Below are 15,038 nucleotides of genomic sequence, written 5' to 3'. Positions count from 1 at the left end.
GCCAAGCGAGCATGCAAGCAGGGATGCAGCAGCCATGCCGTGGTCAGTGGACGCGCGGCGTGCGGCTCCCTCGTAGACGGCTATGCGTTGCGATGCTTCAACGTGTGCGTCTGCGTCAATCGCCATCTGCCATTCAACGACGTCGCAATGCCGCTATCGCTGATCGCAGCATGAAACTGAACTGGTCGGGTTGGCGCACTGCGCAACGACAGCGCGCAGCTGAAATCCTGGGCAGTCGCCCGCATATGGCGCAGATGGATTTGTTCGACACCCCCGTCGCGCCCTTGCAGGTGCTGGACGATGCCGAAGGCGGCGTGCGCTATTGGCCGCAGCTGCTGACGCCTGCACTGGCGCTGGAGTGCTTCGCGGCCCTGCGCGAACGCGCCGACTGGCACAGCCAGCGGCGTGAGATGTACGACCGCGTGGTGGCGGTGCCGCGCTTGCTGGCCTCCTATCGGTTGGATGCCGCAGTGCCGCCCGGGCTGCCGCTGCAGCGCCTGCTGGAGATCGTGCAAGCGGTGTTACCCGCCCCGTATAACGCGGCGGGGTTGAATCTGTACCGCGATGGGCGCGACAGCGTGGCGATGCATCACGACGCGCTACACACGCTGCTTGCGCCGCATCCCATTGCGCTGCTGTCGCTGGGGGCTGCAAGGCGCATGCATCTGCGTGCGAACGATGGCCGCAGCCGCGCCATCAGCATGGAATTGGCGTCGGGCAGCCTGTTGGCGATGAGCCATGCCTCGCAGCTCACGTATACGCATGGCATTCCCAAGACCAGCCGGGCCGTGGGCGAGCGGATGAGCGTGGTGTTTCGCGTGCGCCCGGCCGAGCGCATGGCGGCAGGGCAGCACGGCCCGCACTGGCAGCCGGCGCAGCGCTGATGCGTGCGCGTGCGGTTGTACGCCCGGTGGCGCTCGGCTGAGTGCTGGCGGGTGCAGGACGGCAAACACGCGTATTTCTCGCAGCTGCCCGCGCTCGCGCGCGCTTGCCACTCTGTCTTGTCTGTCATGCCTGACATTGCCTATTTCGGGTGATTGCCATTGCCGTCACCACTGGCCATGCTTGCATGCACTCCCCCCTCAAATGCTGCCGATCCATGCCTGTGGACGCTACCCGTCACCATCAGATGTTTCCCGAGCTGGACGTGGGCCAGTTGGCGATCACGCGGCGCTTCGCCAGCGGGCCGGCGCAGCGGTTCGACGCCGGCGAGATCGTGTTCGAAGTCGGCGATGCGCATGCACCGGTGTGGGTGGTGCTGGAAGGCGCCATTGAGGTGGTGCGCCGCGACGGGCTGGGCAACGAAAAGCCGATCACCCGGCACACGCCCGGCCAGTTCACCGGTGAGGTGAGTCAGCTGGCCGGGCGCGCGTCGCTGGCGGCCGGACGTGCCGGGACCGACGGCTGCCTGGCGCTGCCCTTCGACACCGCGCATCTGCGCGCGCTGATGATCAGCTCGGCCGAAGTGGGCGAAGTGGTGATGCGTGCGTTGATCCTGCGCCGCGTCGGCCTGATCGAAGGCGATGCGTCGGGGTCGGTCTTGATCGGCGCGCCGGACGACCCGCACCTGACCCGGTTGCAGGGGTTCTTGACCCGTAATGGCTATCCCAACACGGTGATGGATGTGTCCGATGCCGAGGGCCGCGCACTGGTCGAGCGGCTGGGCATCCAGGAGCACGATCTGCCGGTGATGGTGTGCCCCAGCGGCCGCGTGCTGCGCCAGCCCAGCGATGCCGAAGCCGCGCATTGCCTGGGCATGACGCCGGACATCGACCCGGACAAGCGCTACGACGTGGCGATTGTGGGCGCCGGCCCTGCGGGTCTGGCGACGGCGGTCTACGCCGCGTCCGAAGGTTTGTCGGTGCTGGTGATGGACCAGCGCGCCATCGGCGGGCAGGCCGGCGCATCGGCACGCATCGAAAATTATCTGGGCTTTCCGACCGGGATTTCGGGGCAGGCGCTGGCCGGCCGCGCCTACAACCAGGCACTGAAATTCGGTGCGGAGCTGGCCATCCCGATCGAGGCGGCAACGCTGGAGTGCAGCCGCGACGATGGCGCGCTGCGTCTGGATCTGGCCGATGGCAAGCAGCTGCTGGCCAGCACCGTGGTGATCGCCTCTGGCGCGCGCTATCGACGCCCGCAGATCGAAGGGCTGGACCGCTTCGAAGGCCACGGCGTGTCGTACTGGGCCTCGCCGGTGGAAGCGCGCCTGTGCGAGGGCGGCGTGGTGGCGCTGGTGGGCGGCGGCAATTCTGCAGGGCAGGCGGTGGCGTTTCTGGCGCCGCGCGTCAAGGAACTGTACCTGATCATTCGCGGCACCGGGCTGGAAGCCTCGATGTCGCAATACCTGATCGAGCGCATTGCCGCGTTGCCCAACGTGCAGCTGCATACCGGCACCGAAGTGACCGCGCTGGAAGGCGACCACGATCGCGGCCTGCAGGCCGCCGTGCTGCGGACGCGCGGCGACGGTACAACCACGCGGGTGGAGTTGCGGCACCTATTTTTGTTTGTCGGCGCCGATCCCAATACCGCCTGGGTGCAGCAATGCGTGGACACCGATGCGCGCGGCTTCGTCATTACCGGCACCGCGCGCGGCGATGGCGTGCCGGCGTGTCTGCCGCTGGAAACCAATCGCCCCGGCGTGTTCGCCATCGGCGATGTGCGTGCCGGCTCGGTCAAGCGCGTGGCGGCCGCCGTGGGCGAGGGTGCCGCCGTGGTTGCGCAGATCCATCAATACCTCGCCCATCAGGCCAACCCGGTGCCGGCCTCCGAACTTGCCAGCGCCAATCAGGAGTCGACCACCGCATGAGCCACCACTGCACCCACACCGCGCAGATCGAAGACGTCACGCCCAGTGCGCGTGGCTGCGAAGACTGTCTTGCCATCGGCAGCCCCTGGGTGCATCTGCGCCTGTGCCGCATCTGCGGCCACGTGGGCTGTTGCGACGATTCCCCGCATCGCCATGCCACCGCGCATTACCACACCACCGGCCACCCCATCATCGAAGGCTACGACCCGCCCGAAGGCTGGGGCTGGTGCTATGTGGACAAGGTGGAAGTGGAGTTGCCGGATCAGACGCCGCAGCTGGGACCGATTCCGCGGTATGTGTGAGCGGCGCGTTGGGTTGGTGGGGTGCTGATGGTTGGCTGGCGCGCCGCTGGGAATCGGGAATCGGGAGTGGGGAATCGTTGGAGCGGTTTTTGTGCTGCTGACGTCTTATGTGTTTGGGTGGTGTGTGGCTGATCGTTGATGAGGCGGGGTGATGAGCGTTCTGTTTCGTTTCACTCATGCGCACGCCTGCACGCACTCACTCCGGCCACTGCACCTGCGGTAGCAGGCCGATCTGCGGTCTGGCGAACAGGTAGCCTTGCTGCAGGTGGATGCCCATGTCGCGCAGGGTGCGGTATTCGTCGGGTTGTTCGATGCCTTCGGCGATCACGGCGATGCCGAGGTCTTCGCACATGCGGGTGACGTGGCGCACGATGGCCTGGCGGCTGCGGTCGGTGTCGATGCCGCGGATCAGGGCGATGTCCAGCTTGAGCAGATCCGGCTGGAAGTCGGCCAGCAGGCCGAGCCCGGCATAGCCGGCACCGAAGTCGTCGATGGCGGTCTTCATGCCGCGTGCCTGATAGGTGCGCAGGATGTCCAGCAGATGTGCGGGGTCGGTGAGGTGTTCCTGCTCGCTGACCTCGAAGATGATCGCGTCCAGCGGCCAGCCGTGTTGCTCAGTGGCCGAGAGCGTGGCGCGCAGGCAGTGCTCGGGGTTGTAGACCGCATTGGGCATGAAGTTGATCGACAGCAGCGCCGGTAGCGCGATCTGCGCGGCGCATTCGATCGCCTTGATGCGGCAGGCCTGGTCGAAGGCATACCGGTTGCGCTCATCCACCGCGGCCAGGATGCTGCCAGCCGACTCGCCGTTGATGCCGCGCACCAAGGCCTCGCCGGCATAGATGCTGCGCGTGGAGACGTCCACGATCGGCTGGAAGGCCATGGTGATGGCGGTGGGAAAGTCTTGGCCGTCGCGGCAGGCGTTGCAAACAGGAAGTTGGGTCATGACGTAGACACAATCGTGCGGCGTGGATCGAGCTTAATCTTATCGGCCGCAATGGCGCGTCATTGAGCCCAAATTGCGCAGCGCAGCATCCTCACCCCGCGTGTGGTTCGGCTCGGCGATACTGTGCCATCGCTCGCATCGGACGCCCCATGACCGCTCTCACCGAACGTTACGCCCAGGCCGTGGACTACGCGCGCATCGCCCATGCCGGGCAGGTGCGCAAGGGCACGCAGATTCCGTACCTGAGCCATTTACTTGGCGTGTCCACGCTAGTGCTGGAATGCGGCGGCGATGAAGAGCAGGCTATTGCCGGCTTGCTGCACGATGTGGTGGAAGACTGCGGCGGCGGGCACGAGGCCTCGATCCGCGCGCAGTTCGGCGACACCGTGGCCGACATCGTGATGGCCTGCACCGATGCCACTGCCGAAGACAAGGCCGAGGGCGATACCAGTGCGCGTGCGCGCAAGCAAGATTGGCGCGAGCGCAAGCAGGCCTACCTGGAGCATCTGCGCAACACGCCGAAGCGCGCACTGCTGGTGTCCGGTTGCGACAAGCTCTATAACGCGCGCACCATCGTGCAGGACCTGGAAAACCCGGCGGTGGGCCAGGACATCTTCGACGTGTTCACTGCCGGGCGCGAGGGCACGCTGTGGTACTACGGTGAGCTGGAAGCCATCTTTCGCACGCGCGATGCCGCCACCGCGCGGCTGTTTAGTGGCGTTGTCATGCGCATGCAGGCACTTGCCGATACCGCCGAGCGGTCGGTGCCGGCGCACGCGCTGGGATGAGCGCGTTGCAGAGCAGCCGGCAACACGACTGCGCTCACCGCCAGGTGCGCGCGGCCGGGGTGTGGTTCCCATCGATCCACGACCGGGTTGCCAGGTGCGATTTACGGTGTGGATACGTCGGTTGTAGCGCTGCAGAGCGGCTGAGTTGCGGCTTGGCTGCAGGGCCCTTGTCCGCCCACCATCGCGGGACACGCTGCAAGTACGTCCTTGTAAGCTCTTACGCGGCATCCATGCCGCGTAAGGTCCCGCGACGGTGGGCTGGCAAGGACCACCGGAGATGGTCGGTGCGCAGAGTCGCAAGATGCATGGTGTGCTTTTAGAGCAGCTACCAAAACGACTGTGTTCACCGCCAGGCGGGCGCGGCCGGTGCTCGGAATCGGCATGGACCACTCGTACACTCCGGTTCCTGCGCGCCGTCCGCACCCACTTGACGACTGCTCGCTACGTGTTGCTAGCCGCTCTTAACTCGCTGGCTCAAATGCATCTGTGCGACTCGTACCAGCAAGCCAACGCAGGTCGCGAAATGGCCCGCTTTTCATCTAGTGACCGACCAACTCTCTGGTGCGGTGTCCTCGCCGCTTGCGGGACCGTGTGGCGGCATGCATGCCGCCACCGAGCCTCCACGGACGGATTCACGGCGTGTCCCGCGAGCGGTGAGGGCACCGCGCCTTCGACCGACCTAGGCTGTTGACCCCAAGCACTCGGCTGCACCGAGCGATGCCACGACGACATCGGCTGCATGCGCGCCGCGCTAGGCTAGTGCGCTCCCGAAAGTCGGTCTGGTGGTCATGTCCAACGCAATCTCGTCGTCCTCCGGCCTGGTGCGTGTGCGCGGTGCGCGCGAGCACAACCTCAAGAATGTGGACGTGGACATTCCGCGCGATGCGTTGGTGGTGTTCACCGGCGTCTCTGGTTCGGGCAAGTCGTCGCTGGCGTTCGGCACTATTTTCGCCGAGGCGCAGCGGCGCTATCTGGATTCGATTTCGCCGTATGCGCGTCGCCTGATCGACCAGGTGGGCGTGCCGGAGGTGGATGCCATCGACGGGCTACCGCCAGCGGTGGCGCTGCAGCAGGCACGCGGCGCGCCGAGTGCGCGCTCCTCGGTAGGCAGCGTCACCACCATCTCCAACTCGCTGCGCATGCTGTATTCGCGTGCGGGCAGTTATCCGCCGGGGCAGGACATCATCTATGCAGACGGATTTTCGCCCAATACGCCGGCCGGCGCCTGTCCCACCTGTCACGGCCTGGGCCGCATCTACGACGCCACCGAAGCCACCATAGTGCTCGACCGCAGCCTGAGCATCCGCGAGCGCGCGGTAGCCGCCTGGCCGGGCGCCTGGCATGGGCAGAATCAGCGCGACATCCTCACCACGCTGGGCCACGATGTAGATGTGCCGTGGCACACGCTGCCGAAGAAAACCCGCGACTGGATTCTGTACACCGATGAGCAACCGGTGGTGCCGGTGTATGCCGGTTACAGCCTGGCCGAGGTCAAGCGCGCACTCAAACGCAAGGAAGAGCCCAGCTACATGGGTACCTTTACCAGTGCGCGGCGCTATGTGTTGCACACCTTTGCCAGCACGCAGAGCGCGCAGATGAAAAAGCGCGTGGCGCAGTATCTGGTCAGTACGCTGTGCCCGCAATGCGATGGCAAGCGGCTGCGACGCGAGGCGTTGTCGGTGACCTTTGCCGGGCTGGATATCGGCGAGCTGTCGCGCAGGCCGCTGGATGAGGTGGCCGAGCTGTTGCGCCCGGCTGCCGATGCCGATGTGCGCACGCAGGCAAAGAAGAAGGGCGCCGCGCAGCACCCGGAACAGGTGATCGCCGCGCAACGGATTGCCGCAGATCTACGTGCGCGGATCGCCGTGGTGCAGGCGCTGGGCCTGGGCTATCTCAGCCTGGAGCGCAGCACGCCTACGCTGTCGCCGGGTGAGCTGCAACGCCTGCGGCTAGCCACGCAGATCCGCTCGCAGTTGTTCGGCGTGGTGTACGTGATGGACGAGCCATCGGCGGGCTTGCACCCGGCCGACGCGCAGGCGCTGCTGGGTGCGCTGGACCAGTTGAAGGCGGCGGGTAATTCGGTGTTCGTGGTCGAGCACGAGGTGGATGTGATCCGCCATGCCGACTGGATCGTGGACGTGGGTCCTGCGGCCGGCGTCCATGGCGGGCAGGTGCTTTACAGCGGCCCGCCAGCGGGTCTGGACGCGGTGGAGGCATCGTCCACGCGGCGTTATCTGTTCGGCACGCCACCGGCGGTGCTAAGCCATGCGCGCGCCGCGACCGGTTGGCTGCAGCTGCGCGGCATCACCCGCAACAACGTGCACGCGCTGGATGTGGATCTGCCGTTGGGCGTGTTCACCACGGTGACCGGTGTGTCCGGCTCGGGCAAATCGTCGCTGGTGAGCCAGGCGCTGGTGGAATTGCTGGCCGCGCATCTTGGTCATGCAGCGTCTGAAGAGGACGACGCGCTGGACCCCTTGGAGCGCGGCACGCAGGTGCCGTTGGGTGGTGCGATCGTCGGCGGGCTCGATCGCGTGCGCCGGCTGGTGCGCGTGGATCAGAAACCGATCGGTCGCACGCCGCGGTCCAACCTTGCCACCTACACCGGCTTGTTCGATCCGGTGCGCAAGTTGTTTGCGGCCACGCCCACTGCGCGCCGCCGTCGCTACGACCCCGGGCAATTCTCCTTCAACGTCGCCAAGGGCCGCTGCGCCACTTGCGAAGGCGAAGGTTCGGTGTCGGTGGAACTGCTGTTCATGCCTAGCGTGTATGCGCCGTGCCCCACCTGCCACGGCGCGCGCTACAACGCCAAGACGCTGGAGATCGAACTGCGCGGGCACACCATCGCGCAGGTGTTGGCGATGACGGTGGATCAGGCGGTGGCATTTTTTGCCGACGACGCCAGCGTGCTGCGGCCGCTGCAGGTCTTGCGCGAAGTGGGGCTGGGGTATCTGCGTCTGGGCCAGCCGGCCACCGAGTTGTCCGGTGGCGAAGCGCAGCGCATCAAGCTGGCCACCGAACTGCAACGCGCCCAGCGGCGCGACACCGTCTACGTGCTGGACGAGCCCACCACCGGCCTGCATCCGGCCGATGTGGATACCTTGATGACCCAGCTGCAAGGACTGGTGGACGCCGGCAATACGGTGATCGTGGTCGAGCACGACATGCGCGTGGCTGCCAGCAGCGATTGGGTGCTGGACATGGGGCCGGGCGCGGGCGATGCCGGCGGCAACGTGGTGGTTGCAGGCACGCCGGCGCAAGTGGCGCAACACGCCCATAGCCGTACCGCTGCGTTTCTAGCGGCGTTGATCGTTTAGGCGACACAGGTCGCAACTGACCGATAAGGTCGCAATTCAAACGATGTCGCGCTTCGCCATCTCGCGCAACGTTTCGCATGTGAAGTTCCGCGCGATCTTCAGCGCACTATCTTGTTAGCGGGACGGCGACACGTTGGATGCCCGACGCGCCGGCAACCCGACATGCTGACAAGGTGTCATCTCTTCTGGGAGGGAGGGCGACATGCGCTTAATGGCGTCAAGACAACAGCGTCACGCTCGGTGGCGAGAGCCTGTTCCATCGCGTGCACGCCATCGGTGTGCCGACGCTCGCGTAAGCGCGCGTCTCTGGAGGATTCCACGTTTGGCATGAGCTGGTGGTGCATCAGTGCGCCACTGCGTGCCTCGGCGTTACCCGCGCCAGATTGAGTGCTGCCGATCGAGCCGAATGGATTGCCTCGCGCACGCGTTGTGCAGCGTGAAGCATCCACAGGCCTGCCTGGTCGTGATGCACGGCTCTGGTACTTCACTCGATGTGAGGCGTCACCGCACAGATTTCGCGCCGCGCATCCTAATTTTGGATCGTTCGATGACCACACACAATTCCATCGCATCATCGCGTGCGTCTGGGCTGCTGCCGACACCAGCGTCAGTCGACGCGCCGATGCCGACCACACCCGCACCGCAGGCGCCGTCCTCCGAGCCTGCGCCGCATGCGCTGGCCGACTTGCCGGTAAGGCGAGGCGCGTCCAGCACCTCGGCCGCCACGGTCCGCGTGCGCAGTTCCCAGTCGCAGCATGGCCGACGTGTCGGTGTGCAATTCGACGGCTCGGCGGCGTCGGATCGCGATGTCGCACGCATGATCGACGCCTGTCTTGCGCGTCGACCGGCGATCCAGAGCGAATCGGCGCTGGGCGGCGGTGGACGTCTGCTGCGCTATGTGGCCGATCCCAAGGACCCGCGGATGCCACGCAACGAGGCGTTTTTCACCACAACGCCGGGTTTGCTGATCGCAGGGTTGACCGTGCATCCGGACGTCGAACGCCGCACTGGTACGGCGCCGACAGCCGACCAGATCGCCAGTCAGCTTGCCGAGCCGCCGATTGGTCTGCTGACCGGCATCTGGCAGGCGGCCGATGGCCAATGCTTCACCTATCGTGCCAACCAGCTGCATCGTGCCGATGCGAGCCAGGGCTGGGCACCGGTTCCGCTACCCGCCAGCTGCCGTGCGCACGTGGATATCCGCATGCTCGGGCGGCAGGCCGATGGTGCGGTGTATCTGCAGGCGGGCGCACACTGCTGGCGTGCCGTCAGCGAGCAGATCTCCGTCAGCGTGGACAATCCGCCTGCCGGTGCCGTGCTGCGCTTCGATGCAGATGGCCGGCCGTGCATGCTTCATGACGGCGTGCTGCGCCGCTGCGATGAGGACAGCCCCGGCCGGGTGGTGGAGCTGCTGCGCCCGGTGCAGGGTGGGCCCGCGTTCGAATCGACGCCTGCGCTGCCGGTCGATGTGTTGCCGCTGGCCCATCCTGACGGCGAGGCTGCGCTGGTGCTCGATGACAAAGGGCGCGTTTATGAGGCCGATATGCGCGGTAGCGGGCCGATCGTTGCGCGCCGCCTGAAGCTGCCGCAAGGGATGGATCGCACACAGGGATGGGCGGTGACGTCGATGGGGGTGGCGACCGATCACAGTGTGCATCTTGTGCTGGAAGACAGTGCCGGGCACCGCATCTCGTTGCAACGGCCGGCAGGGCAGGCGCGATTCCAGCCGGCGTTCATGCTTGACCGCCCGCTTGTGCTGATGCGCAGCCAAGGGCTGCAGCTGCCTGTCGATGAGGCGATACAGTCGCCGGTGGTGCTGGATGGACACGCCCGGTTGGGGCACCTGGAGGGCGTGCTGCACTATTCGCCCGCGCCGGACCAGCCATGGGAGCGCTTGACCCTTGCCGATGGCGCGCCGCTCACCGGTGTTGTTTCTCTGCATACCGGGGTGCGTGGCTTCGTCGATCGTCGGCCGGTGTTTGCGCTCTTGGCTGAGCCGCCGCAACTGGTCGAGATCACGCTTCCCGGGCGGACCACCTGGTTGGCGGCCAATCCGGTGCCCAGCACGCCCTCCGGTGGGCCGCTCGCCGTGGTGCCGGATGTGGTGGAGGTGCGCTGTACGTCGCTTGCCCGCTTCGATGAAGCCGTCGCGCAGGTGGCCATGCACGCAGACCGCAACGCGGTGGTGATGACGGCGTCGCGGAAGTTGATCAAGGTGGATGCGGAAGGCAACCTCGGCATGTTGCCTGCGCTGGAGCGCCCGCTTGCCATCGCGGTCGGGTTGGACGATGTGCTGTATGCCTTGAACCAATCGGGCGAAGGGCCTGCGCAGCTGAACCGGCTGACCAAGCATGGGCAGTGGGACGTGGTACCGATCACCTTGCCACAGACGCTTCCGCCGCCCGGTGCACTCCGTAGCACGCGGACCGGGCAACTTCAGCTGCAGATCGGCGCGCGCTGGCACGCCCTATTGCCAGCGATGACCGGTGCCGATGGCATCCGCTTGCCGGCACGCGTGGCTGTGCATCCGTCACCCGATGCGTTGGCTGTTGCCGGTACCCAGTCCGGGACCAATGCCCAGGTAAACCAGCAGCAGGCGACCCGGATCAGGACGCCCGACCACGACGCCGCGATCAGCACTACCTTGCTGGGCACCACCTCCACCGATCCGTTGACCCTGCGCTCGACTACGCAGGTTTTGGCCCAGAGCGGTCGCGCGCAGGCTGCCACGCTCGTGCAGGTGGCCGTCGACATGGCCGGGGGCGCGGCGCGCACCATGGCCGGTTGGACCGGCGTGGCACAGCCACCCACTGCGCAACAACAACGGCTTGCCGGCTTCCGTCAGGAAGCGGCGCAGGCGCAGTTGCTGGCGCTGGAATTGTTCGACACCTTGCCGGTGCTTGCGGAGGTACGCATTGCTGCTGCGCCATGTCCGCGCCAACCGGTCGAGGGACTTTCGCCCGATCAGCACGCGCAGCTGGTCGGGTTGCGCGAAACGGCGTTGGCCGGCCTGTTGCGCGATCTGCGCAAGATCGGATTCCGCGAAGGTGCGCTGGCCGCCGATTTTTCCATGGCGGACGGGGCTGCCATCCAGCGCGCAAGTTCCACGGCCAGTTATCGCGCCGCTGAACTTTGGCGGCGGGCGCGCTCTGCGGTCACACGCGTTGCGGTCCAGAAAGACGATGACCTGCTGCCGTCATTTGACCATTGCATCGCTGCCCTGGCCGGTGGCGCAGCGCTACATCCGCAGGCGTTGAGCGACACCGAGCATGCGCTGCTTGCCGAGTTGCGCGAGGTCAGCCATCGACTCAAGACCGTCCAGGTCGCCTTGCCCGCCCAGAAGGATCAAGCCGCCGACGCGCCGAATGCGCTGCGCGGCGCCTGCCTGCTCGCAGGTCTGGTCGAGTACAACGCGCTGCTGGGCGTCGACGATGCGCACGCGCTGGAGTCAGCAGTCGCCCGGCGAGAGCAGTCCGGGCTGCATGCGCTGGCCAAGTGGGGCCTGTCGTCCTGGCATGAACTGGAGGCATTCGATGATGTGGTGTCGACGTTTCGGCAGGAGGTCACCACGCCCGGCAACGCCCGCCAGCTGCAGCTGCTCAAGAGTCTTGGCTTGCCGCCGGGGAGCGCCCCGGATGAAATGGCCTCGCGCATGATCGATGTGCTGCAAGACCTGTTCAATCGCAGCACCTTCTTCTCGAGTCGGGTGCGCTCGGCCGAACTGCGCGGCTCGCTGGGTTCGGCGCAATGGATGCATGTCAATCCGATCAATGTCGGTATGGGCGGTGAGGCCATCCACGCGCTGGGCGTCGAGCGCATCGGCGATTCGAAGGACGGCGACGCGGGCCTGGTTGCCTTCTTCGTGCGTCACGCAAAGGCGACCGCGTCCGGAACCGCAGGCCTGCGCATCGATCTTCGTCCCGGGCCGGGAACCGGCGGGCATGTGTACCACGACGACTCAGCAAACACGGTGTCTGCAACCTGGGGCGGGGCGGCCAATCTCGGGATGGGCGGGACCTATCAACATGGTGTGGGCGCCGCGGTCATCCTGTCGCCGGACACCATTCCCGAATTCGCCAGGCTGTTGTTCGACCGGCACGCCAGCGAGACCACCGACCTGTTACGCGCAGGCGTGGAGGAAGGGGCGATCGGCTTGGATCTGTTCGAAACCAATGTCAACGCGTCGCTCAACGCCAACCTGACCGTGCAGCCGCTGGCAGTGCGGCATCCCTACGGTGCGAAACAACCCGTCGCACCGGGCGCAGCCACCGCTACCCCGCGCAGCGCGGTTTCGGCGTCTTTGCCGTTCGGCGTGACGGCGCAGATGGGGGTGCAATGGAGCCAGATGGAATTGCATTTGGACCACGCGTGGCGAGACATCATCGGGCTGGAATTCCAGGGGCGTGTCGGCATCAATGCCGAGGTGAATAGCGGCATCAATCTGGGCGGCGCATTGACATCGGTGCTGGGACGCAATTTCAAGCGGCTGGTCAATGCCGCCACCGGTGCCGGCACGCTGCAGCTGGCAGGCGTGCGGGTGGCATCCAGCGACGTGCAGTTGCCAACCGACGCGGTACTGGACGATACGCGCACAGGCCCGTTATTGGGCACCGCCAGCTACAAGCGCACCCTGGATACGCACGCAGCGCAGCCAGTGACGCGGCAGGGATGGGACATGCTGCGTGCGCGGCTCAAGGCCATCTTTCCGGAAGGCAGCGCCGAACTGGGCGCGATGGAGTATCCGGCCACGCCGCAAGAGCGCAGCGTCGTGCTGCGCAACGTGCTCGAACGTATCCAGGGACCTGAGGCACTGGCCATCGAAGCTGGCGCGGCGCTTGCTGGGGCAGCTCTGGCACAACAACGGGCGCGGGCCGCGCACGCGACCGATGCTGCGTCGGCATCGTTATGGACAGGCGGCACGCCGTCCGAGCGCGCGTCGGTCGTCGACATGCTGCATCAGCTGCGGCAGCAGGATGCCGCAGCCATCCAGCAGCGCGCGCGCGTCATTCCCGGCGCCCGCGTGGAGATCAACATGTTCGGACGCGAATCGCTGGATGCGGTAGTCAGTCATGCCATCGGCCACTACGCCCTGGGCGAGAAGCTGCGCGACGTTGCCGAGATGCGCCGCAAGATTCCCGGGCTGGACGAGGTGTTGCGCAGGTTCAAGGACATCCCGCATGTCAATCAGGTCCGCTTCGTGTTTGAGATGCGGCCGCAGGCCATGGTGGCGATCAACGACGCACTGGTCGCCAGGCAGCATGCACAGGCGGCAGCGGCACTGGGGGTGCACACGTCCAACGACGGAATGTCCTGGCAGGACGTTCTCATCAATGCTCAGCAATCGCCGGATCTGTACCGGCTTGCGGCCATCGCCGTGCACAACACCGACGAAAATCCGGTCACCAGCCGTGTCGGCCTGCCACTGTTGAATGTGGCGGCGACGTCGGTGGCGTCGCACCAATTGTTCGAGGCGGAGATTCAGTTCCGGTACGGGCTGTACGATCGCATCGAGGGGGCGGAAGTCCTCGAAGCCGGTGCGCGTGCGCTACGCCGCCCACTGGACCGCCTGCAGCAGGCCGGCGTGCAGGCGCTGGGGCAACCTCAGCGGGCGCAGGTGCCGCCACCTGGCCCGGCCTCTCCGCGTGGTGAACGCCCAGGATTACAGGAGGCGCGCGATGATGTGTTCGAACGGTCTGTGCAGGCGGGCACGCTACCGGACGGTCCGCACGTGCGTGCGCTGACACGCGAACTGACCCGCTTGGAAGAACAGACACAGCGCGTGGACGCGCAGCGCGGTCACTGCGCTGCCTTGCTGGAGAAGGTGGGCCTGACACAGGCCAAGGCAAGCGAACGCATCGACCGGCTGCTGGCCGCACTTGCACCGACAGGCGAGGGCATCACCGAGGTGGCGATTGCACCGTGGAGCTTGCGCCAGGCGCTTGCGTCGCTGCAGGCTGATCGCGCCAGGGTGACACAGGCCGATGACGCGCTCGCCCAGGCGCACCAGCTCCTGCGCAGCCACATGGCCAGCCCCAGCGGGGTGGATGACATTGCGGTCGCTCAGCATGCGTTCGAGTTCCTGCAGCGGGTTACACAAAGCGAGTCCTCCCTGGTTGAAGCGGTCCACGAGCTCCTGCGTCGGATCGAAGAGGCGTATGACGCGCAGGAGGCGCAACTGCAGGATGTGGACGACAGGTTGAACGACCTGATGTCTCGTTTGAAGGATCTGCAGCGCGTGTCTGATCTGGAGCGCCGGTCGGTCGAAGACGCCGAGCGCGATGCCGACAACCGACGCCAGGCGCTGCAGGCACTGCAAATGCAGCCGTCGGGCGCCGATGCTTCAGCCAACGACACCGCCAGAAAGGTTGCGGCGGTCAGGGCCGTTGACGATGCGCAAACGACGCTGGGCAGGGTCCGGCAGCAATGGACCGAGACGCGCGATCGCATCGGTGTGCTGGTCTCGTTGGCGCAGGGCCTGCACGCCAGGCTGGTTGAAGAAGCCGATGCGGTGCGCGAGATCGGTGCACAGACACGTGCCGCGCAGCAGACCATGATGCGTGCGCGCGACCTGGGTGAGGAGGCGCGGGTTGCCGTGATGGCGACATTGAATGGCCCGTCTGGCGACGATGGCGTGCCCCGGACGGTTGCCGAAGGCGATATCAGCCTGGTCGATACGCAATGAGCATGTCTGCGCTTGGCTCGCTTGAATGCGGTCCTGCCAGCGGACGCGCATTTGCAACAGCCTCACACGACGGCGTGAGGCCAGCAGCGTCAGTGCGCCGATGATGGTGGCGCATCAACGCGGCGCATGCGGCAGGAGGCGATCAGGGGGAGCCGACCCGCCGTGCACACCGTGTCGATGACCCGCGCAGCGACGCG

Annotated in this window: 7 protein-coding genes and 1 other RNA gene; 7 read left to right on the top strand and 1 reads right to left on the bottom strand. The window is 66.3% G+C overall.

What is annotated here, in order from left to right; genetic code table 11:
* Positions 1-254 precede the first annotated feature (254 nt).
* The 3 genes from XdyCFBP7245_RS02420 (at position 255) to XdyCFBP7245_RS02410 (ending at position 3,111) form a co-directional block, all read left to right on the top strand.
* Positions 255-884, top strand: coding sequence for an alpha-ketoglutarate-dependent dioxygenase AlkB (locus tag XdyCFBP7245_RS02420; protein WP_104614258.1), 630 nt, complete (start codon positions 255-257; stop codon positions 882-884).
* Between the two features lie 215 nt (positions 885-1,099).
* Positions 1,100-2,809 carry an FAD-dependent oxidoreductase gene (locus tag XdyCFBP7245_RS02415; RefSeq protein WP_104614197.1) on the top strand — a complete coding sequence of 570 codons (1,710 nt, stop codon included), beginning with the start codon at positions 1,100-1,102 and terminating at the stop codon, positions 2,807-2,809.
* A complete protein-coding gene (locus XdyCFBP7245_RS02410) occupies positions 2,806-3,111 on the top strand; it encodes a UBP-type zinc finger domain-containing protein (RefSeq protein WP_104614196.1) in 306 nt (101 codons plus the stop codon). Before XdyCFBP7245_RS02415 ends, XdyCFBP7245_RS02410 begins: the two co-directional genes overlap by 4 nt.
* A 196-nt stretch (positions 3,112-3,307) precedes the next feature.
* Here XdyCFBP7245_RS02410 and XdyCFBP7245_RS02405 read toward each other — a convergent pair whose 3' ends face one another.
* Complete coding sequence (locus XdyCFBP7245_RS02405) at positions 3,308-4,054, bottom strand: EAL domain-containing protein (RefSeq protein WP_104614195.1); 747 nt, start codon at positions 4,052-4,054, stop codon at positions 3,308-3,310.
* A gap of 149 nt (positions 4,055-4,203) precedes the next feature.
* On the opposite strand from XdyCFBP7245_RS02405, the gene XdyCFBP7245_RS02400 reads away from it, so the two are divergent.
* The 4 genes from XdyCFBP7245_RS02400 (at position 4,204) to XdyCFBP7245_RS02385 (ending at position 14,841) form a co-directional block, all read left to right on the top strand.
* A complete protein-coding gene (locus tag XdyCFBP7245_RS02400; RefSeq protein ID WP_104614194.1) occupies positions 4,204-4,842 on the top strand; it encodes an HD domain-containing protein in 639 nt (212 codons plus the stop codon).
* Between the two features lie 381 nt (positions 4,843-5,223).
* Positions 5,224-5,299: non-coding RNA, sX9 sRNA (locus XdyCFBP7245_RS02395), on the top strand.
* A 331-nt stretch (positions 5,300-5,630) separates the two neighbouring features.
* Positions 5,631-8,159, top strand: coding sequence for an excinuclease ABC subunit UvrA (locus XdyCFBP7245_RS02390; RefSeq protein ID WP_104614193.1), 2,529 nt, complete (start codon positions 5,631-5,633; stop codon positions 8,157-8,159).
* Between the two features lie 685 nt (positions 8,160-8,844).
* Positions 8,845-14,841 carry a coiled-coil domain-containing protein gene (locus tag XdyCFBP7245_RS02385; protein WP_104614257.1) on the top strand — a complete coding sequence of 1,999 codons (5,997 nt, stop codon included), beginning with the start codon at positions 8,845-8,847 and terminating at the stop codon, positions 14,839-14,841.
* Positions 14,842-15,038 lie beyond the last annotated feature (197 nt).

It is taken from the genome of Xanthomonas dyei (assembly GCF_002939865.1).
Classification (GTDB): Bacteria; Pseudomonadota; Gammaproteobacteria; order Xanthomonadales; family Xanthomonadaceae; genus Xanthomonas; species Xanthomonas dyei.
The sequence above is the reverse complement of the archived record's forward strand: the minus strand, read 5'-3'. Positions and strand labels throughout refer to the sequence as shown.